Here is an 18516-nt window from a genome sequence, read left to right on the forward strand (position 1 = left end):
GGCACGGCCGTGCCCCCTCAGAAGAGTCAGCAGCTGGACTTGTAGGCGGCCTTCCCGCCCTCCCCGCTCAGGTTCTCCTTCGTGATGGCCGTGAAGCCGGTCTGGATCTTCGGCTGGACCTGGCCACCGTCGAGGGCGGCGACGGCCTCGTCGATGCCGTACTGGCCGATGTCGCCCGGCTGCTGGGCGATCAGGGCCTGGACGGTGCCCTCCTGGAGGGCCTTGATCTGGTTCGGGCCGGCGTCGAAGCCCACGATCTTGACGGTGCTGGTCTTGCCGGCCTGGCGTACGCCGGTGGCGGTGCCCTCGGCCGCGAACAGGTTGGCCGCGAAGACGCCCTTGAGGTCGGGGTCGCGCTGCAGCGCGGAGCTGATCAGGTTGGCGGCCGTGGCCGGGTCGTTGTGGGAGTACTGCACGGGCAGGTACTGGAACTTCGAGTCGGCCTTGGCCGCGTCGGCGAAGCCCTTGATGCGCAGGTCCACGGTGGAGACGCCGGGGTCGGTGGACATCACCATGACCTTGCCGCCGTCGGGGTTGAGCCGCTTGATGGCCTCGAACGCGGCCTTCCCGCCGCCGATGTTGTCCGACGCGATGGCGCTGGCGGCGTAGGACGGGTCCTTGGTGGTGGTGTCGACGAGGATGACCTTGATACCGGCCGCGGCCGCCGCCTGCAACGGCGTCTGCATGGCGGTGACGTCGGTGGGTGCGATGAGGATCGCGTCGGGCTTGGCCGCCACCACCGAGTCGAGGATCGGCTTCTGCAGGGTCGGGTCGAACTTCTGCGGGCCCTGGGTCTTGACCGTGACGCCGAGCTTCGCGGCCTCGGCCTCGATCCCGCACTGCATGGTGATGTAGAACTCGTCGCCGGTGACGCCCTGGATGAACTGGATGTTGTAGTTCTTCTTCGCCTTCCCGGGCGCCACGGCGGCGGACGCGGCGGCCGCGCTCGGGTTGCCGGCGGCGGTGTTGGCGGCGCTGCCGGTCGGCTTGGAGCTCGTGCACGCGGCCAGCGCGACCACGAGCACGGCGCTTCCGGCGTACGGGATGATCCGGTTTGCTCTCATGCTTCACCTCGTGGATCTGAGCAGGGACAGGAGCGAGAAGCGGGAACTGCCGCGCAGGGCGGCGGAACGGCGGGACTGGTCGATGTAGACCGCGGCCACCAGCACCGAGCCGACGGCGACGCCCTGCCAGAAGGCCTCGACCCCGATGATCACGAAGCCGGCCTGGAGGACGGCGGGGATGAACAGGCCGACGACGGTGCCGAAGATGGACCCCTCGCCGCCGAAGATCGAGGTGCCGCCGATCACGACGGCGGCGATGACGTTGAGGTTGGTCAGCGACTGACCGGCGATGGTGGTGGTGCCGAACTGCGCCAGCGCCAGCACGGCGCCGAGCCCGGCACAGGCGCCCGACAACGCGTACACCCGGATGAGATGGCGGTCGACGTTGATGCCCACCCGCCGCGCGCCGAGCTCGTTGGAGCCGACCGCGTAGGTGTAACGCCCGAACCGCGTCTTGTGCAGGACGATGCCGCCCACGATCACGACGACCAGCGCGACGAACGGCAGGGCCGGAATTCCCAGGATTTTGATGTACGTGTTGAAGTCCGTCAGTGCCTCGGGGACCGAGCGGATGTCGATGCCGCCGGTGATCACCTGGGCCAGTCCGAGGGCGACCGACAGCGCCCCGAGCGTGACGATCAGCGGCGGGATCTTCGCCTTGGCGATGAGGAACCCGTTGAGCGCGCCCCAGGCGACGCCCGAGACGAGCGCACCGACGATGCCGACGGCCGCGGTCGACCAGCCGTCGCCGCCGATCGCCTCCATGATCTTCGCCGCCACGACCGACGAGAAGACCAGCACCGAGCCGATCGACAGGTCGATGCCGGCCGTGATGATCACGAAGGTCATGCCGACGCCGAGCACCGCCCAGACCGCGATGTTCTGCGAGATGAGCGAGAAGTTGCTGGTGGACAGGAACTTGGTGCCGGCCGCCGCGGAGAAGGCGGCGACGATGACGACCAGGACGCCGAGGATCCACACCGATTGAAGGCGGGCGAGGCGGCCGAGGTACGACTGACGCGCCGCCGGGTCGAGGACGGCCTGATCGCTCATGACGTGTTGTCCTTGCGGTCCAGGGCGCCGGTCATCGCGCCGACCAGCTGCTCGACGGTCGTGCCCGCGGCCGGCATGGTGGCGACCCGGGTGCCCAGGCGCATGACCTGGATGCGGTCGGCGACCTCGAGGACCTGCGGCATCGAATGGGAGATGAGCACCACGGCGATGCCCTTGTCGCGTACGCGTTTGATGGTGTCCAGGACGTTCCGGGTCTGCACCACGCCGAGCGCCGCGGTCGGCTCGTCCAGGAACACGATCTTGTCGGCCCAGCTGATCGCGCGCACGATCGCGATCTGCTGCCGCTGGCCGCCGGACATCGAGCCGACCGGCGAGCCGAAGGCGGTGACGGTGCCGCCGAGCTCGGCGAACCCGGCCTCGGCCCGGGCCCGCATCCGCTTCTCGTCCATGAAGCCCAGGACGCCGAGGATCCCTTTGCGGGGGATCTCGCGGCCCAGGAACATGTTCTGCACCGGGTTGAGGTGCGGCGCCAGCGCGAGGTCCTGGTAGACGACCTCCATGCCCATCGCCGACGCCTGGTGCGGGCTGGTGATGGTGATCGGCTCGCCCCGGAAGCGGAGCTCGCCGGCGTCGACCGCGAGGTTGCCGGTGAGCGCCTTGACCATGGTGGACTTGCCGGCCCCGTTGTCGCCGATCAGGGCGACGACCTCGCCGGCGTCGACGTCGAACGACGCGTCGTTCAGTGCGCGCACGTGGCCGAAACTTCGCGAGAGGCCGCGCGCCTCGAGCAGGGGTGCCATGGGAGCCACCTTTCGGTGGGGCTTACCTCTTGCCCATGAACACTAAGCCATTTGATCGACACATGCAGATTTTTCAGCGGCTGGTGTAGCCGCCGTCGATCGGCAGGCAGACACCGGTGATCATCGCGGCGGCGTCGCTCAGCAGGAAGACGATCGGCGCCGCGATCTCCTCCTCGGTGGCGAACCGGCCGAGCGGCATCTGCTCGAGGAACGGCCCCTTGATCTCGTCCCGCCCCCAGTACGAGGCGGACATCGGCGTCATGACCACGGTCGGGTTGACGCTGTTGACCCGGATGCCGTGCGGGCCGAGCTCCAGGGCCGACACCCGGGTGATGCTGTCGAGGGCGGCCTTCGAGGCGGCGTACGAGATGTGCCCGATAAGCCCGACGAGGGCGGCCTGGCTCGACACGTTGACGATCGCGCCGCCGCGCCCGGCGGCGATCATCCCGCGCGACGCGTACTTCGTGACCAGCAGCGCCCCGCGCGTGTTGACGGCGATCGCCCGGTCGAACACGGCCAGATCGGCGTCGGGCGGCGGCGCGATCTCGCCCCCGAACCCGGCGCAGTTGACCACGCCCCACACGGGTGCGTCCCGGAGCGCGTCGCGGACCTCGGGCTCGCTGGTGAGGTCGAAAGGCAGGGTGCGGGCGCCGGTCTCGGCGGCGATCGGCGCGAGCCGTTCCGCGCTCGACCCGGAGGCGATCACCTCGGCGCCGTGCGCGGCGAGCAGGCGGACCACGGCCCCGCCGATGCCACCGGAGGCGCCGGTGACCAGGACGGTGCGGTCGCTGAAGTCGAACATTCGGCACTCCTACGGGTACAGGCTGCTGTACCACGGGTGGGCAGCAGGCGGGATGGTTCGCGGGTCCGCGGTGATCAAGGCTGGAAAGCGTTCATCACCGTCGATCCGCAAGGAGCGAACCATGCGTTCCCGATTCTCCATCGCCATCGCGCTCGCCGCCGCCGCCGCGGTCGCCGTGCCCGTCGCCGGGCAGGCCGCCGCCCCGGCCGACACCGTGCAGCGCACGCTCGACCGGCTCGTTCACGACGACCACTTTCCGGGCGCGCTCGCCTCCGTGCGCGACAGCCACGGACACGTCCGGCAGTACACGGCCGGCGTCGGCGACCTCGCCACCGGGCGGCCGGTGCCGCGCGACGGCCAGGTGCGCATCGGCAGCAACACCAAGACCTTCACGGCGGTCGTCGTCCTCCAGCTCGCCGGCGAGGGCAAGGTCGACCTCGACCAGACCGCGGCGCACTACCTGCCCGGCGTCGTCGACGGCAAGGCCACCGTGCGGCAGCTGCTGCAGCAGACCAGCGGGCTGCCCGACTACGACGACGTGCTGTTCACCAAGCCCGAGGACCTGGTCGGCAAGAGCCACTCCTACTACGAGCCGCGCCGGCTCGTCGACGCCGCGCTCACCCGGCCGGTGAGCTTCCCGCCCGGCGCGAAGTGGGAGTACAGCAACACCAACTACGTGCTGCTCGGGCTCATCGCCGAGCGGGTCACCGAGCGACCGGTCGGCGAGGAGATCACCCGGCGGATCATCGAGCCGCTGGGGCTGCGCGACACGTACTGGCCGGGGGTCGGCGAGCAGCGCCTCCGCGGCGTCCACCCGCACGGGTACGTCGCGGTCGCGGCCGGTGACCCGTGGGTCGACGTGACCGAGATGGACCCGTCGCTGGGCTGGTCGGCCGGGCAGCTGGTCTCGACGCCGGACGACCTGCGCACGTTCCTCGAGGCGCTGATCCGCGGAAAGCTGCTGCGGCCCGCACAGCAGGCAGCGATGATGACCACGGTGGCGGCGCCCGACTTCGAGCCCACGCCGGGCTGGGAGTACGGGATGGGCCTCGCCCGGCACGCGCTGCCCTGCGGCGGTGTCGCCTGGGGTCACGGCGGCGACATCCAGGGCTTCGAGACCCGGAACCTGGTCACCGAGGACGGTCGCAGCGCCGTCGTCGCGGTCACCGGGCTGCCGACCTCGCTCGATCAGGTAGCCGACGTCTCGGACAGCGTCGACGCGGCCCTGTGCGCCGGGGTTTCCTGACCGGGTCGTGATCGACCTCACTGCGCCGTCAAGATCTTGGGGCCAGTATCAGGGACGCCTTTCTTCACGGGGAAGAACAGCAGCTGTCTGGAGGGCGACGTGCAGACGTTCTCTTCGGTGCGCCTCCGCCTGCTGGGCTGGGTCGGCCGCAAATTCACCGGCAAGTCCGGCGCGGTGTCGTTCGACAACGCCCTGTCGATGCTGCCCGACAGCTCGCTCTTCCCGCTGTTCCGCGACGGCCTCGACCCGGTGGCCGAGCTGCGCCGGCGGCCACCGGTCGGCCGGCTTCCGGTGCCGCTCGGCATCCGCGCCTGGCTGGTCACCGGCTATGAGCCGGTACGGGCGGTGCTCGGCAGCACCGACGGGTTCAGCAACGACTTCGGGCAGTTCGCCGAGCGGGTCGGGCTGACGGCGGCGCGGCAGCCGGGCGGGCTCGGCATGATCGACCCGCCGATGCACACCCGGCTGCGCCGCCTGATCATGCCGGAGTTCACCATGCACCGGCTGGCCCGGCTCCGGCCGCGGATCGAGGCCATCGTCGCCGACCGGCTCGACGCGATGGCCTCGACCGGCGGCCCGGTCGACCTGCTGCAGGAGTTCGCCCTGCCGGTGCCCGCGCTGACCATCTGCGAGCTGCTCGGCGTCCCGTACGCCGACCGCGGCCTCGTCGAGCGGCTCAGCACCGCCCGGTTCGACCTCGGCGACGGCGCCTACGCCCCGCTCGACGCCATCAACGAGTCCCGGGCCTACCTCGGCGACCTGGTCGCCGACCAGCGCCGCAAGCCGGGCGACGGGCTGATCGGGTCGCTGATCCGCGACCACGGCGACGAGCTCGACGACCAGGAGCTGGCCGGTCTGGCCGACGGCGTGCTCACCGGCGGGCTGGAGACCAGCGCCAGCATGCTCGCGCTCGGCGCCCTGGTGCTGATGACCCAGCCGGAGCTGGCCGACCCGCTGCGGGCGGGCGAGCCGGCCGACCGGCTGGTCGAGGAGCTGCTGCGCTACCTCACCGTGGTGCAGGTGGCGTTCCCCCGGTTCGCCGTCCGCGACATGGAGATCGCCGGTGTCGCGATCAAGGCGGGCGACATCCTGATGTGCTCGCTGAGCGCCGCCGACCGCGACGAGGTGCTCGGCCCCGGCATGGACACCATCGACGTCGCCCGCACCACCCGGTCGCACCTGGCGTTCGGGCACGGCCTGCACCGCTGCGTCGGCGCCGAGCTGGCCCGGATGGAGCTGCGCATCGCGTACCCGGCGCTGGTGCGGCGCTTCCCGGCGATGCGCCCGGCCCTCGACCCGGCGAGCCTGCCGTCGCGCCGGGCCTCGATCGTCTTCGGCCTGGACGCGCTGCCGGTCACCCTGGAACCGGTGCCCGCCGCCGGCTGATCATCAGGCGCGAATGCCGCTACACTGCCCCGCCATGAACGCTTCATCGGCATCGGTCAGCCCGCTCGACGAGGCCTTGGCGCTGGTGCGGGACGGCCGGGTGGCCGACGCCGAGGCCGTGATGAAGCGGGCGGTGCGCCGGGCCGCCGAAGCGCACGGCGAGCACACCGCCGCCTGGGCGGCCGCGCAGTCCGACATGGGCAACCTGCTGCTGCGGGCCCAGCAGCCGGCGTGGGCGGCCGAGTGCTTCCGGGCCGCCGCGTCGGTGGACGGGCCGGCGGGCGAGCGTCTCGGATACCGGCTCAACCTGGGCATCGCGCTCACGCTCAGCGGCCGGCTCGAGGAGGGCGCCGAGGCGCTGCGAGAGTCGCGGGCCGGGCGCCTGGAGCTCTACGGCGCGGAGCATCTGGCGTACGCGGCCGGTCTCGAACCCCTCGCCGACGTGCTGTTCCGCCTCGGCGACCACGCGGGGGCGCTCGAGGCGATCGACGAGGCGGTGCCGATCTTCCTGCGTGCCGGGCACGAGCGGGTCGCGAGCGCGGTCGCCCTGCGCGCGGTGATCCTCCAGGCCGGCGGCCACGACGGGCCGCTGTTCCCGGCGTTCAAGGAGCTGCCCGGCCACCTGGTCGAGCGGGTGGCCGCGATCGCCGCCGTCCGGGTGCGGCAGGGCGTCGACCCCGAGGCGGCGTACCTGTTCGTCGCCCATCTCGCCAACGCGCTGCGGGCACGTCTCGGCGCCGACCACGCGGCCACGGTCGCCGCGTTCGGCGCGCTGGCCGCGCAGGCCGGCGAGCGCGGCGATCACGTCGGCCGGATCGCGGCGCTGCGCCGGGTGCTGGCGGCCTACGACCGCCAGAACCGCGCCGAGGAGGGACTCGAGGCGACCATCGGCCTGGCCGAGGCGCTCAGCGCCGCCGGGGAGACCGAGACTTCCCTGTTGACGTACGCGGACGCCGCCGCCCGCGCCGAACGGATCGGCAGCGCCGAGCGGGTCAGCCAGGCGCTGTTCGACTGGGGTCTCGCCCTGCAGGACGCGGGTCAGGCCGAGCCCGCCGCCGACCGGCTCGGCGAGGCGCTGACCGCCGCCCGCCGCGCCGGCGACCCGGTGCGGCTCGGCCACGTGGCGGCCGCCCACGGCATCGGCCTGCAGCACCTGGGTCGCCCGGCCGAGGCCCGCGCGGCGCTCGAGGAGAGCCTGTCCGTCATGGACCCCCGCGACGAGGCCGCCCACGCCGCCCGCGGCCACCTGACCGCGTTGCTCGACGACAAGGAGTGCGACTGCGCCGGCCGGCGGGCCGCAGTCGAGGACGCGTACCGCGACTTCGTGGTGTCCCGCCTGCCCGACGGCCTGCTCACCCGCTTCGACGTGCGCATCGTCGGCAACAGCTTCATGGTCGACGTCGAGTTCCAGCGCCAGCCGGCCGACGACGAGGTGCGGCGGCTGAACGAGGTCGTCCGGGCCGGCCACGCCGAGTTCAGCCGCCAGGTCGCCGGCTAGCCCGGGTCGCTTCCGCTGCTCGCCGGCGCGGTCCCGGTGACGAGCAGGTGACAGCTCGCGGCGACCAGGTCGCGCTCGGCGCCGTAAAGGCGGGCCAGGTGCAGGGCGGCCTCGAAGACGGCCGCCGCCGAGGGGCCGCGGACGGCGGCCTCGGCGGCGGGCCAGGCCGGGCCCTCGACGCCGTGGATCGTCACGTCCCGCAAGCCCGCCGACCGGCACTCGGCCAGCAGCTCGGGCACCCGGTGGAAGTAGGCGTGGGTGAAGCCGCCCCCGGCGCTGTTGACGCCCTCGGTGATCAGGCGGCGGGTCTCGGCCAGCATGCGGTCGTCGAAGCGGGCCGTGCTGGCGTAGTCGATCGGGCCGGCGAACCGGGAGATCGCCGCGACCGCGACCGGGCCGCCGGGGCGGGTCACCCGGATCGCCTCGCGGATCGCCCGCACGCGGTCGGCGCTCTCCTGCAGGTGGTAGACCGGGCCCAGCAGCAGTGTGGCGTCGAACGCCGCGTCCGGCTCGGGCAGGTCGCGGGCGTCGCCGACGACGGCGTCGATCGGCGGGCGGCCGCCCCGGGCCTGATCGACGTGGGCCGGCACGAGGTCGACCAGGCGGATCTCGTAGCCGGCCGCCAGCAGCTCGCGGGCGTACGCGCCGGGGCCGCCGCCGACGTCGAGCACCCGGGCCGGCGCCGGCGGCAACAGGTCGCGCAGCAGCTCGAGGGTGCGGATCCGCTCCAGCCGGGCCTGCGGGCGCCCGTCCAGCCGGGCGGCCTCGGAGTACCGGTTCTGGTAGAACGTGACGATCTCGGCGGTCGGGCGGTCCATACCGGAATCGTGCCGGTGCCGACCGGACACGGCCAGCCAATTACGACGTCGCGCGGCTTTCGCCGGCCCCGCCGCGGGCGAGGAGGGCGGCACGTTCGGCGGTTCGGCCTCTCCGGCATCGGCCGCGAGAACGGGATCGCGGCCGTCGAGGAATGCCTGGAGACCAAGTCGGTGTACGTCGAGCTGACCGGCGAGCTTCGGGACCCGTTCAGGCTCGGCTGAGCCGCCAGCGTGCGATCGCCGCGCTCACCTCGGCGGACAAGTCTCGATGGTCGCGGACCCAATAGCGATCCGGCCAGTACGCGACCTTGGCCGCGAGGTACTCGGTGAAGGTGCGGCCCAGGGCCCGCAGCTCGGTCTCCTCCTCGGCCTCGAGCCGGATCAGGATCGACACGTCCACCATGGGCAGGTGGCAGTTGACGTCCAGATAGTGCCGCTCGGCGTCCCGCAGCAGAAACCAGGCCCCGTCGACGTGATCCTGAACCTCCACGGGCCTCAGCCTAGGGCCACACCGTCGCTGCTGGCGCGGGCCGGATCGGGCAGGCGGCGCATCCGGATGGAGTTCAGCAGCCCGAGGAGGGCGGCCAGCAACGGAATCAGCAGCGCGATCTGGAGGGAGATGGGCCGGGCCGTCGTGTTGATGCGGATGATCTCCGCGCGTACGGCCGGCGTCTGCTCGGCCAGAAGTTCGTCGAGATGGGTGTTGGTCATGACCTCGGCGTTCTCGTCCAGCACCTGCGCCACCTGGGTCTGCTCGGCCGGCGACAGAACGGTGCTCGCCTCGGCCTCGGCGGTGAACGAATGGGAAAGGGTGGCCAGCATGATGGCGCCGGCGAAGGCGAGGCCGAAGGAGAGGCCGAACGAGCCGCCCGCGGAGTTGACGGCGGCGGCCTCGCTCACCCGTTCCTCCGAGATCGGCGCGAGCGTGTAGTCGTTGAGCTGCGACACCAGCAGCCCGAGGCCGCCGCCCGCGATCGCCAGCGGGATCAGCAGGGCCCAGCCGAAATCGGCCCGCGGCACGATCGGGATCAGCACCGCGACCCCGACGGTGACCAGCAGGAACCCGGCGCCGACGATGGTCGCCGGGCGGCGCCGGCCGGCCCGCTTGCCGGCCAGCAGGGCGATCACGAACATGCTCAGCGACAGCGGGGCGAGCGACAGGCCGGCCAGCATGGCGCTGTACTCGAGCACCATCTGCAGGTAGATCGGCAACGCGATCATCAAGCCGCCGAGGGCGATCTGCTGGAGCAGTTGCTGGGAGATGCCGACCCGGAACATCGGGGACTCGAACAGCGCCGGGTCGAGCAGCGGGGGCCGGCCCGCGCGCTTGCGCCGCACCAGCCAGTAGGCCAGTCCGGCCAGCGCCGCGATGCCGAGCGCGATCAGCGCCAGAACCGACTCGCCGCCCTCCTGCCAGACCAGGATGCCGAGCACGATGCCGCCCATGCCGATGACGGAGAGGATCGAGCCGACGACGTCGATGGACCGCGGGCCGGTGTAGGGCACGTTGCGGACCAGCCCGATGCCGGAGAGCACGCCCGCGATGATGACGACCTCCAGCGCGAACCCCACCCGCCAGGACAGGTACGTGGTGATGAAGCCGCCGAGCAGCGGGCCTACCGCGGCCGCGATCGCCGCCGCGGCGCCGACCAGCGCGTAGACCCGCCGCTGGGCCGGGCCCTGGAAGTTGCCGTGGATCAGCGACTGCATGGCCGGCAGCAGCAGCGACGCGCCGATGCCGCCGACCAGGGCCCAGAAGATGATGACCACGGTGAGGCTCTGGGCCAGGGTCATCGCCAGCGCGCCGACGGCGTAACCGAGCAGGCCCAGCACGTACGCCCGCTTGCGCCCGATGAGATCCCCGACCTTCCCGCCGATCAGGATGAAGGCCGCCGACACCAGCGCCTCGAGGGCGATCGCCGACTGCACGCCGCTGGTGGTCGTGTCCAGGTCGCGAACCACCGCCGAGATCGAGACGTTCATCAGCGACGTGTCCACGACCAGCACGAACATCGCCATCGCGAGGAGGATCGCCAGCCGCATCTGCTTGCCGGCCAGCCCGTCGGTGCCTTCGCTCGATGCCATCTGCACGTCCCGGGTCGTCGTGTCGCCTCAGCATCGGTGCCACCATGCACGGAGACCTCATCCCGGGAAGATGACGTGCCGGAGGGCGGGCGAGCGATGCGGGTGCCTGCTCGGCTCCGGTTCGAGCGCGGCGCGCATGCGGGCGTCGCTGGTGACCACGGCCGGCTTCACGGTGGCCGACCTGCGGCCGGTCTACCACGACGTCGCGGCCGCGCTCGGCATTCCGGTCGAGCGGCTGAACCTGGAGGGCGCGTGCCTGGTCGGCAATCGGCTGCGCAGGACGACCGCGTGATCGCCACGGCCGATCTGGGGCCGCGCAAGGTCGAGGGCCTCGCGGTCGGCGAGACCCTGGCGGACGGGCTCCGGCTCGTCGGCGTGGTCGACGCCGACGAGCCGGAGATCCCGTCCGAATGGCTCACCCTGCGGTTGTGGTGGTGAGCGCCTCCTCGCGCTCGTGGAAGTCCAGCCCGGACTCGCCGGCGTCGACCACCGTGACCCGGCCGGGGCGCAGCTCGTCGTGCAGGATGCGCTCGGCCAGCACGTCCTCGACCTGACGCTGGATCGTGCGGCGCAGCGGCCGGGCGCCGAGCGCCGGGTCGAAGCCCTCGGCCGCGAGGTGGCGGCGGGCCGCCTCGGTCACCTCGACGCCCATCTCCCGGTCGCGCAGCCGCAGGTCGACGCGGGCCAGCAGCACGTCGACGATGGCCAGCACGTCGGCCTCGGTCAGCCGGGGGAAGACGACCGTGTCGTCGACCCGGTTGAGGAACTCCGGGCGGAAGTGCTGCTTGAGCGCGTCGTGGACCTTGGCGGTCATCCCGTCCCGGGCGCCGGCGGCGGTCTCGAAGCCGAGCGAGAACGGCTTGGCCGCGTCGCGGGCGCCGAGGTTGGTGGTCATGATGATCACCGTGTTCTTGAAGTCCACGACCCGGCCCTGACCGTCGGTCAGCCGGCCGTCCTCCAGGATCTGCAGCAGCGTGCCGAACACGTCCGGATGGGCCTTCTCGATCTCGTCGAACAGCACCACCGAGAACGGGTTGCGCCGCACCCGCTCGGTCAGCTGGCCGCCCTCCTCGTGGCCCACGTACCCGGGCGGCGCGCCGACCAGCCGCGCCACCGTGTGCCGGTCGTGGAACTCCGACATGTCCAGCTGGATCAGCGCGTCCTCGGAGCCGAACAGGAACTCGGCCAGGGTCCGGGACAGCTCGGTCTTCCCGACGCCGGACGGCCCGGCGAAGATGAACGAGCCGGACGGCCGCTTGGGGTCCTTGAGCCCGGCCCGGGTGCGCCGGATCGCCCGGGCGACGGCGCGGACCGCCTCCTCCTGGCCGATGATCCGCTTGTGCAGCTCGTCCTCCATGTGCACGAGCCGCGCGGTCTCCTCCTCGCTGAGGCGCTGCACCGGGATGCCGGTCCAGGTGGCCAGCACCTCAGCGACCTGCTCCCCACCGACCTCGCCGTCGCCGGTCGACCTGATGTGCGCCCACGCGCCCGCCTCGTCGATCAGGTCGATCGCCTTGTCGGGCAGGAACCGGTCGGCGACGTAGCGGCCGGACAGGGTCACCGCGGTGGTGAGGGCGACATCGGTGTACGAGACGTGGTGGTGCTCCTCGTAGCGTTGGCGCAAGCCCTTCAGGATCTCGACCGCCTCGGCCGCGGTCGGCTCGTCGACCGTGACCGGCTGGAAGCGGCGGGCCAGCGCCTTGTCCTTCTCGAAGTACTTGCGGTACTCGGCGATCGTGGTGGCGCCGATCATCTGCAGCTCGCGCCGGGCCAGCAGCGGCTTCAGGATCGAGGCGGCGTCGATCGCGCCCTCGGCCGCGCCCGCCCCGACCAGGGTGTGGATCTCGTCGATGAACAGGATGACGTCGCCGCGGGTGCGGCACTCCCGGACCACCTTCTTGAGGCGCTCCTCGAAGTCGCCGCGGTAGCGCGAGCCGGCCACCAGCAGGCCGAGGTCGAGGGTGTAGACCTGCTTGGCGCGCAGCGTCTCGGGCACGTCTCCGGCCACGATGCGCCGGCACAGCCCCTCGACCACGGCGGTCTTGCCGACGCCGGGCTCGCCGACCAGGACCGGGTTGTTCTTGGTGCGGCAGGAGAGCACCACGACGATGCGGTCGAGCTCACGGCCGCGGCCGACGACCGGATCGAGGCCGCCGTCCCGGGCCCGCTGGGTGAGATTTTCCCCGTACTGGTCGAGCAGGGCCGAACCGGTCGGCGGCGCGGCGGCCAGGGCCGGATGCCCGGACAACAACTGCAGGACCTTCTCCCGTACGCGTCGCGGCTCGGCACCCAGAGCGACCAGGACCTGAGCCGCCACGCCGCCGCTCTCCCGCACCAGCCCGAGGAGGATGTGCTCGGGACCGATGTGGTTGTGCCCGAGCTTGAGCGCCTCGCGCAGGGCCAGCTCGAGAACGTTCTTGGCGGTCGGCGTGAAGGGGACGTGCACGCCCGCCGCCTCCGGGCTCGCGCCGATGGCGTCCTCGACCTCGGCGCGGGCGGCCTCGAGCGTGACGCCGAGGGCGGTCAGGGCCTGCGCGGCCACGCCCTCGCCCTCGCTGATCAGGCCGAGCAGCAGGTGCTCGGTGCCGATGTAGTGATGGTTGAGGAGCCGGGCCTCTTCCTGAGCCAGGACGACCACCCGGCGCGACTGATCGGTGAACCGTTCGAACACGACACTCACGTCCTCGCGGCGAGGCCCCACGCACCCCACCCGGTCGGCGCACGCGGGCGCGCGTAAGGGTGGTGTGCGCTGAGTCAGAGCCTCTTGGCGTCGACGCGGGCCCGCGTGGGGGGCTCGCACGCTCGTGCAGGCGCGGCTGCCCCCTCAACGTACAACGGAAAACCTACGATGGCCTCAGGGAGGGATCGCCATGACCACAGCCGAACGCCGCCGCCAGGCCAACGACCGTGCCCGCCGGCGCGCCATCCGGGCCCTCGCCGCCCAGATGGGAGTGCCTTACTCGGTCGCGGCACGGCTGATCGCCGACCCGCACCGCGCGCTCGTGTTCGCCCACCGCGAACAACGCCCGTTCCACGCCCGGGTGCGCGACACCCGGGACGCGGCCGCTCCCCCGCTCGGTCGCGCCGCCCACCTGACGGCCCGCTTCCCGCGCCTGCGCACGGCCGCCGGCCGGCTCTACGACGGCCGCGACCGGCAGACCGTCCTGGCGATGCTGTACGTGGTGGTGGCGCCCGCCTTCATGCCGGCCGCCGAGGAGCTGGCGTGGGTGGCCGAGCTGGGCGAGGAGACGGCGGTCGACATCACCTGCGCGGGCCTCGACCGGGCCGCCCGGCTGCTGCTCGACGACGACCCGTGGCGGCTGTGGACCCGGGTCGAGGCCGCCCTCGACGCCGGCGACCCGCGCGGCGAGGCGGCGATCACCCTCGGCCGGGAACTGCGGTCGGTGAGCCTGCGCGGCTCGCTGCCGGGCGCCCGGCAGACTCTCGACGCGGTGCTGCTGGCGGCGCACCGGCTCAAGGCGCCGGGGGCGCGGGTCACCCTCGGCGGCCGGGCGGCGACGGTGGTGGGCGCGCGCTGGCCGCAGAGCGGGCCGCCGACGGCGTACGAGGTGCGGCTCGACGACGACCCGCGGGTGCACCTGCTCGATCTCTTCGACGAGCAGCCGATCAGCCACTGACTACCGGGTGCCGGGCCGCTGCATCTCCCAGGCCGCACGGATCGCCGCGTCGACGGCGGCCGGGTCGGCCTGCGGCAGCCGCGCCACGACCATCATGTGCGCGTCGAACCGGGGCGGCACGAAGAACGTCCCGGGATGCGCCGCCAGCAGCCGTTCCCGCTCGTCGAACCCGCTGCGCACGACGATCTGCTCGCCGTCGAGCTGCCGGGCCACCAGCCGCCCGGCCACCGACCACCGGCGCCGGCCGCCGGTCGTCGTCTCGCGCACGCCGTCGAGGGCTCCCATGATCGCCGCGACGTCGTCGACGTTCACCCGGCCGAACCCAGCGGGTGGGGGCACGGGGTGCCCCGGTCGAGCGCGTAGCGGGCGTGAATGGTGAAGGTGCCGCCGGCCGGCGTGACCAGCTCGGTCCACGTGCCGTTCCGGGTGAGGCAGGCGCGCGGGATGGCGCCGTCGTCGACGCCGTCGATGGCGAGCCACGGCGACCAGGCGACGCGCAGCAGGGCCGAGCCGGCCCGGGGCAGGTGAACGGTGAGATCGGCGGGGCCGGCGTACATCACCGTGGCCGGCGCCGAGGCGAGCGGGGCGGTGTCCGCGACCCGGTAGACCGACCATCCGGCGTCCTTCCAGACCGGGGTCAGCCAGGTCTGCCCGGCGGCGATGATCCGGGCCTCGGCGATGCCGGCGCTGTCCGGCTCGGTCGCCGGCAGCACGACGTACCCCACGCTCCAGTTGCGCAGCCACTCGCGATAGGCGGCCGCGCTCAGCGTGCCGTCGTAGAAGATCGGGTTGCGCTCGACGTCGGCCTGCCGGTTCCAGCCCCGGGCCATGTTGAAGTAGGGCGCGATGCCGGCCGCCTCCCAGTGGGTGCGCAGCGGCACCACCTCGACCCGGCCCTGCTGGGCGTTCCGGTGGAGGAGCTCGGAGATCAGGGGCCGGGCGTCGGCCACGGCGGCGGTCACCGGGGCGGTGCGGACGAGGTCGGTGACCGGCTGCACGACCGTCCAGGCGGCGAGCCCGGTGGCGGCCGCGCGGATCGCGATGACCCGCCACGGGCGGCCTTCGTCGGCGGTCGCGGCGCAGATCAGGACGGCCGCGCCGGCCATCAGCGCGAGCCGTTCGACGTTGCTGCCGATCGGCGTGGGCAGCGCCCAGCACAGCCCGACGCCGGCGGCGTACACCCAGGCCGCGGCCCGCACCGTGCGCCACGCGGGCCGGGCCAGCACCGCGACGGCCACCGCCGCGCCGACCGTGAGCAGGGCCGAGTACCACGGGAACGGCTGCACCCCGGAGAACGGGAACAGCAGCGACGTCGCCCCGATCACCACCGGCGGGCCCGGCGCCAGCAGCAGGGCGTGCCGCCGGCGGCCGACCAGGAACAGCGCGGCCGCCAGGACCTCGATGAACAGGCCCGCGACCGGGCTGCACAGGGTGGCCACGACACCGACCGCGGCGGCGGCCACCGGCCGGGACCGGCGCCCGGAGTCGCCGGTCAGCACGAGCGTGGCGGCCAGCAGCGCGAACACCATGCCGAGCAGGTAGGTCACCCGCCCGGCGGCGAGGTTGCACCAGACCGCGACCGCCAGCCAGATCGCCGGCAGCATCGGGCGGCGCAGGCCGGACCGGGTGACCAGGAGGCCGCCGAGGATCGCGCTGCCGGTGCAGGCGAGCACGCCGGTGGTCCGCACCCCGATCCAGGCCATCAGGTACGGCGAGATCACGCTGTACGAGGCCGGATGGATGCCGCCGTACCACGACAAGTTGTAGGCCGAGCCCGGGTGGTGCCGGACGAACGAGGTCCACGCGTACTGGGCGGCGAGGTCGCCGGCGTCGCGGGCCAGCCACAGCGCCCAGATCAGGCCGAGCGCGCCGGCGATCAATCCGGCCAGGAACGGGGGCGCGTTCCACCGCGTGCGCCACCGGTGCCAGGGCGCGACGACGGGGCCGCGATATACGCGATCCAGCAGTGACATGGGTGGCCCCGCCCCGTTCGTCCGATTCGCCGGCGAAATGTCGGCCGGCCGCGGACCGTAGCATGCGCGATGTAAGAACCGCCTGAAGCGCGACCGGCTTCGTTCAGCGCGTGGGCAGGCTCACCGTCACGGTCAGCCCCCCGCCCGGGCGCGCGCCGGCCGTCGCCTCGCCGCCGTGCGCGGCCGCGATCGACGCGACGATCGCCAGCCCGAGCCCGAATCCGCCGTCGCTGGTGCGCTCGTGCAGGCGGCGGAACGGCTCGAACAGCGTGCCGACCGCCTCGGGCTCGACGACCGGGCCGGTGTTGCCGACGGTGAGCACGGCCCGCCCGCCGACGGTGGTCGTGCTCACCCAGACCGCGCCGCCCGGCACGTTGTAGCGGACCGCGTTGTCCACGAGGTTGACCGTGAGCCGCTCGAGCAGGATCGCATCGCCGCTGGCCGGCGCCGGGGTGAGCGCGACGTGCAGCTCGGCGGCGCCGGACGCGGCCCCGGAGGCGTCGAGCGCGTCCTCGGCGACCGTGGCCAGGTCGAGCTCCTCCCGCTCGAAGCGGCCCTGATCGGCGCGGGCGAGGGTGAGCAACGCGTCGATCAGCGCCTGGGACTGGCAGACGCCGGCCCGCAGGTCGCGGCCCATGCCCAGCAGCTCTTCGCGGGTCGGGTCGGGCTTGGCCAGCACCACGTCGACCGTGGTGCGCATGACCGTCAGCGGGGTCCGCAGCTCGTGGCCGGCGCTGGCGATGAAGCGGCGCTGGCTCTCGAACGCCGCCTGGAGCCGGTCCAGCATGTCGTCGAACGTGTCGGCCAGCTCGCGCAGCTCGTCGCGGGGGCCGGTCAGCGCCAGCCGGGTGCTGAGCTGCTCCTCGGACGCGTTGCGCGCCGCCTCGGTGATCCGGTGGACCGGGCGCAGCACCCGGCCCGCGGCGATCCAGCCGGCCACCGCCGACAGGACCGTGACCGCCAGCAGCGTGCTCAGCGACAACCACAGCAGCCGGTCGAGGACCTCCTGGCGCTGGCTGGTCGCGCCGGCGGCGAGGCCCTCGTCGTACGCCGCCTTGCATTTGCGCGCCGTGGCCGGATCGGCCTCGGGGTTGGTGGTGATCTTCGCGCACATCGCGCTGAAGTCCTTCGACGGCACCTGGTTGGGGTCGACCGGATCGGAGAGCCCGGCGGCGAGCAGGCCGTAGGTGATCGCGACCAGGATCGCCCCGCACACCGCGAACAGGCCGCTGTACAGCAGCGTGAGGCGGACCCGGATGGTCATATCCGGTATCCCCGCCCGACCACGGTCTCGACCAGCGGCGGCGGGCCGAGCTTGCGCCGCAGCCGGGCCAGGGTCACCGACACCACGTTGCTGAACGGATCGGCGTGCGCGTCCCAGACGTGCTCGAGCAGCTCCTCGGCGCTCACCACGGCGCCGTCGGCGGCGACCAGCATCTCCAGCACGCCGAACTCCTTGCGGGTCAGCGAGAGCGGGCGCCCGGCGCGGCTCGCCCGGTGCCGGGCCCGGTCGACGGTCAGATCGCCGCGGCGGACCAGCGGCGGCGCCGAGGGGGCACGGCGAGCCAGCGCCCGTACGCGCGCGACCAGCTCCGGGAAGGCGAACGGTTTGCCGAGATAGTCGTCGGCGCCGAGCTCCAGCCCATCGACCCGGTCGTCGACCGACGCCGCCGCGGTCAGCAGCAGGATCCGGGCCGGGACGCCGCCGGCCAGGGTGCGGCACACCTGGTCGCCGTGCACGATCGGCAGGTCCCGGTCGAGCACGATCACGTCGTACTCGGTCGTCGCCGTCCCGGCCAGGGCGGCGGCGCCGTCGTGCACGACGTCCACCGCCATACCGGCGTCGCGCAGGCCCTCGCCGATCCGGGCGGCCAGCGTGACGTGGTCCTCGACCACAAGTACCCGCATGCCGACATTGTGCATCGATCGAGGTGACATCCGTCCAACATGGCGCGTAGCGCTGGTGTCACCGCCCGGCCGCTAGACCTGTGCGGCATGAGGAAACCATTGCTCGTCGCCATCGCGGTGCTCGGCCTCGGCGCCTGCAGCAGCCATCCCGCCACGTCCTCGGTGCCCCGGCTGGCCGGGGGGGGGGGGGGGGGCGGGGGGGGGAGGGGGGGGGGGGGGGGAGGGGGGGGGGGGGGGGGGGGGGGGGACAGAACCCTTCGGAAAGAGAGGGGGGGAATGATCAG

19 protein-coding genes are annotated in these 18516 nt (G+C 73.0%); 7 read left to right on the plus strand and 12 right to left on the minus strand.

What is annotated here, in order from left to right:
- Positions 1–26: 26 nt before the first annotated feature.
- The 4 genes from ACZ6TB_RS04335 to ACZ6TB_RS04350 form a co-directional block, all read right to left on the minus strand.
- Positions 27–1064, minus strand: coding sequence for an ABC transporter substrate-binding protein (locus ACZ6TB_RS04335; RefSeq protein ID WP_465550471.1), 1038 nt, complete (start codon positions 1062–1064; stop codon positions 27–29).
- A gap of 3 nt (positions 1065–1067) precedes the next feature.
- Positions 1068–2117, minus strand: coding sequence for an ABC transporter permease (locus ACZ6TB_RS04340; RefSeq protein ID WP_465550473.1), 1050 nt, complete (start codon positions 2115–2117; stop codon positions 1068–1070).
- Positions 2114–2878, minus strand: coding sequence for an ATP-binding cassette domain-containing protein (locus tag ACZ6TB_RS04345; RefSeq protein WP_465550475.1), 765 nt, complete (start codon positions 2876–2878; stop codon positions 2114–2116). The genes ACZ6TB_RS04340 and ACZ6TB_RS04345 overlap by 4 nt, the downstream gene beginning before the upstream one ends.
- Before the next feature lie 73 nt (positions 2879–2951).
- Positions 2952–3680, minus strand: a complete 729-nt coding sequence (locus ACZ6TB_RS04350; RefSeq protein WP_465550477.1) for an SDR family oxidoreductase — start codon at positions 3678–3680, stop codon at positions 2952–2954.
- A gap of 121 nt (positions 3681–3801) precedes the next feature.
- On the opposite strand from ACZ6TB_RS04350, the gene ACZ6TB_RS04355 reads away from it, so the two are divergent.
- The 3 genes from ACZ6TB_RS04355 (at position 3802) to ACZ6TB_RS04365 (ending at position 7810) form a co-directional block, all read left to right on the plus strand.
- Positions 3802–4926: a serine hydrolase domain-containing protein gene (locus tag ACZ6TB_RS04355; RefSeq protein WP_465550479.1), complete on the plus strand. Its 1125-nt coding sequence runs from the start codon at positions 3802–3804 to the stop codon at positions 4924–4926.
- 99 nt (positions 4927–5025) lie between these two features.
- The gene (locus tag ACZ6TB_RS04360; protein WP_465550481.1) at positions 5026–6312 is read left to right on the plus strand and encodes a cytochrome P450; all 1287 of its coding nucleotides are present in this window, start codon (positions 5026–5028) and stop codon (positions 6310–6312) included.
- Positions 6313–6346: 34 nt separating this feature from the next.
- Positions 6347–7810 (plus strand): tetratricopeptide repeat protein, encoded by a 1464-nt coding sequence (locus ACZ6TB_RS04365; protein WP_465550483.1) that lies wholly within the window; start codon positions 6347–6349, stop codon positions 7808–7810.
- Here ACZ6TB_RS04365 and ACZ6TB_RS04370 read toward each other — a convergent pair.
- On the minus strand, positions 7807–8628 hold the full coding sequence (locus tag ACZ6TB_RS04370) for a class I SAM-dependent methyltransferase (protein ID WP_465550485.1): 822 nt from the start codon (positions 8626–8628) through the stop codon (positions 7807–7809). The genes ACZ6TB_RS04365 and ACZ6TB_RS04370 overlap by 4 nt on opposite strands.
- A gap of 9 nt (positions 8629–8637) precedes the next feature.
- Between ACZ6TB_RS04370 and ACZ6TB_RS04375 the strand changes: the two genes are divergently transcribed.
- Entirely contained in the window at positions 8638–8850 is a 213-nt protein-coding gene (locus tag ACZ6TB_RS04375) for a hypothetical protein (RefSeq protein ID WP_465550487.1), read from the plus strand.
- Here ACZ6TB_RS04375 and ACZ6TB_RS04380 read toward each other — a convergent pair.
- The gene (locus tag ACZ6TB_RS04380) at positions 8837–9118 is read right to left on the minus strand and encodes a hypothetical protein (protein WP_465550489.1); all 282 of its coding nucleotides are present in this window, start codon (positions 9116–9118) and stop codon (positions 8837–8839) included. The genes ACZ6TB_RS04375 and ACZ6TB_RS04380 overlap by 14 nt on opposite strands.
- Positions 9119–9123: 5 nt before the next feature.
- Entirely contained in the window at positions 9124–10713 is a 1590-nt protein-coding gene (locus ACZ6TB_RS04385; protein ID WP_465550491.1) for an MFS transporter, read from the minus strand.
- Between the two features lie 70 nt (positions 10714–10783).
- Between ACZ6TB_RS04385 and ACZ6TB_RS04390 the strand changes: the two genes are divergently transcribed.
- On the plus strand, positions 10784–11005 hold the full coding sequence (locus ACZ6TB_RS04390) for a DUF6910 family protein (RefSeq protein ID WP_465550493.1): 222 nt from the start codon (positions 10784–10786) through the stop codon (positions 11003–11005).
- Positions 11002–11151: a hypothetical protein gene (locus tag ACZ6TB_RS04395; RefSeq protein WP_465550495.1), complete on the plus strand. Its 150-nt coding sequence runs from the start codon at positions 11002–11004 to the stop codon at positions 11149–11151. The genes ACZ6TB_RS04390 and ACZ6TB_RS04395 overlap by 4 nt, the downstream gene beginning before the upstream one ends.
- On the opposite strand, the gene ACZ6TB_RS04400 is transcribed toward ACZ6TB_RS04395, so the two are convergent.
- Positions 11129–13384 carry an ATP-dependent Clp protease ATP-binding subunit gene (locus tag ACZ6TB_RS04400; RefSeq protein ID WP_465550497.1) on the minus strand — a complete coding sequence of 752 codons (2256 nt, stop codon included), beginning with the start codon at positions 13382–13384 and terminating at the stop codon, positions 11129–11131. The two genes, ACZ6TB_RS04395 and ACZ6TB_RS04400, sit on opposite strands and share 23 nt — an antisense overlap.
- Before the next feature lie 199 nt (positions 13385–13583).
- On the opposite strand from ACZ6TB_RS04400, the gene ACZ6TB_RS04405 reads away from it, so the two are divergent.
- Positions 13584–14351 (plus strand): hypothetical protein, encoded by a 768-nt coding sequence (locus ACZ6TB_RS04405; RefSeq protein WP_465550499.1) that lies wholly within the window; start codon positions 13584–13586, stop codon positions 14349–14351.
- On the opposite strand, the gene ACZ6TB_RS04410 is transcribed toward ACZ6TB_RS04405, so the two are convergent.
- The 4 genes from ACZ6TB_RS04410 to ACZ6TB_RS04425 all read right to left on the minus strand — a co-directional run bounded on the left by ACZ6TB_RS04410 (position 14352) and on the right by ACZ6TB_RS04425 (position 18232).
- On the minus strand, positions 14352–14663 hold the full coding sequence (locus ACZ6TB_RS04410) for a hypothetical protein (RefSeq protein WP_465550501.1): 312 nt from the start codon (positions 14661–14663) through the stop codon (positions 14352–14354).
- Positions 14660–16324, minus strand: coding sequence for an MFS transporter (locus tag ACZ6TB_RS04415; protein WP_465550503.1), 1665 nt, complete (start codon positions 16322–16324; stop codon positions 14660–14662). Before ACZ6TB_RS04415 ends, ACZ6TB_RS04410 begins: the two co-directional genes overlap by 4 nt.
- Before the next feature lie 103 nt (positions 16325–16427).
- Positions 16428–17588, minus strand: coding sequence for a sensor histidine kinase (locus ACZ6TB_RS04420; RefSeq protein ID WP_465550505.1), 1161 nt, complete (start codon positions 17586–17588; stop codon positions 16428–16430).
- Complete coding sequence (locus ACZ6TB_RS04425; protein ID WP_465550507.1) at positions 17585–18232, minus strand: response regulator transcription factor; 648 nt, start codon at positions 18230–18232, stop codon at positions 17585–17587. Before ACZ6TB_RS04425 ends, ACZ6TB_RS04420 begins: the two co-directional genes overlap by 4 nt.
- Between the last annotated feature and the right edge of the window lie 284 nt (positions 18233–18516).

It is taken from the genome of Actinoplanes sp. NPDC051537, from assembly GCF_055586105.1.

Coding starts and splice junctions, on each gene's coding strand:
- ACZ6TB_RS04425 (WP_465550507.1), bottom strand. CDS start 18,232: ATGCGGGTACTTGTGGTCGAGGACCACGTCACGCTGGCCGCCCGGATC.
- ACZ6TB_RS04335 (WP_465550471.1), bottom strand. CDS start 1,064: ATGAGAGCAAACCGGATCATCCCGTACGCCGGAAGCGCCGTGCTCGTG.
- ACZ6TB_RS04415 (WP_465550503.1), bottom strand. CDS start 16,324: ATGTCACTGCTGGATCGCGTATATCGCGGCCCCGTCGTCGCGCCCTGG.
- ACZ6TB_RS04340 (WP_465550473.1), bottom strand. CDS start 2,117: ATGAGCGATCAGGCCGTCCTCGACCCGGCGGCGCGTCAGTCGTACCTC.
- ACZ6TB_RS04420 (WP_465550505.1), bottom strand. CDS start 17,588: ATGACCATCCGGGTCCGCCTCACGCTGCTGTACAGCGGCCTGTTCGCG.
- ACZ6TB_RS04365 (WP_465550483.1), top strand. CDS start 6,347: ATGAACGCTTCATCGGCATCGGTCAGCCCGCTCGACGAGGCCTTGGCG.
- ACZ6TB_RS04385 (WP_465550491.1), bottom strand. CDS start 10,713: ATGGCATCGAGCGAAGGCACCGACGGGCTGGCCGGCAAGCAGATGCGG.
- ACZ6TB_RS04405 (WP_465550499.1), top strand. CDS start 13,584: ATGACCACAGCCGAACGCCGCCGCCAGGCCAACGACCGTGCCCGCCGG.
- ACZ6TB_RS04370 (WP_465550485.1), bottom strand. CDS start 8,628: ATGGACCGCCCGACCGCCGAGATCGTCACGTTCTACCAGAACCGGTAC.
- ACZ6TB_RS04390 (WP_465550493.1), top strand. CDS start 10,784: ATGACGTGCCGGAGGGCGGGCGAGCGATGCGGGTGCCTGCTCGGCTCC.
- ACZ6TB_RS04345 (WP_465550475.1), bottom strand. CDS start 2,878: ATGGCACCCCTGCTCGAGGCGCGCGGCCTCTCGCGAAGTTTCGGCCAC.
- ACZ6TB_RS04355 (WP_465550479.1), top strand. CDS start 3,802: ATGCGTTCCCGATTCTCCATCGCCATCGCGCTCGCCGCCGCCGCCGCG.
- ACZ6TB_RS04350 (WP_465550477.1), bottom strand. CDS start 3,680: ATGTTCGACTTCAGCGACCGCACCGTCCTGGTCACCGGCGCCTCCGGT.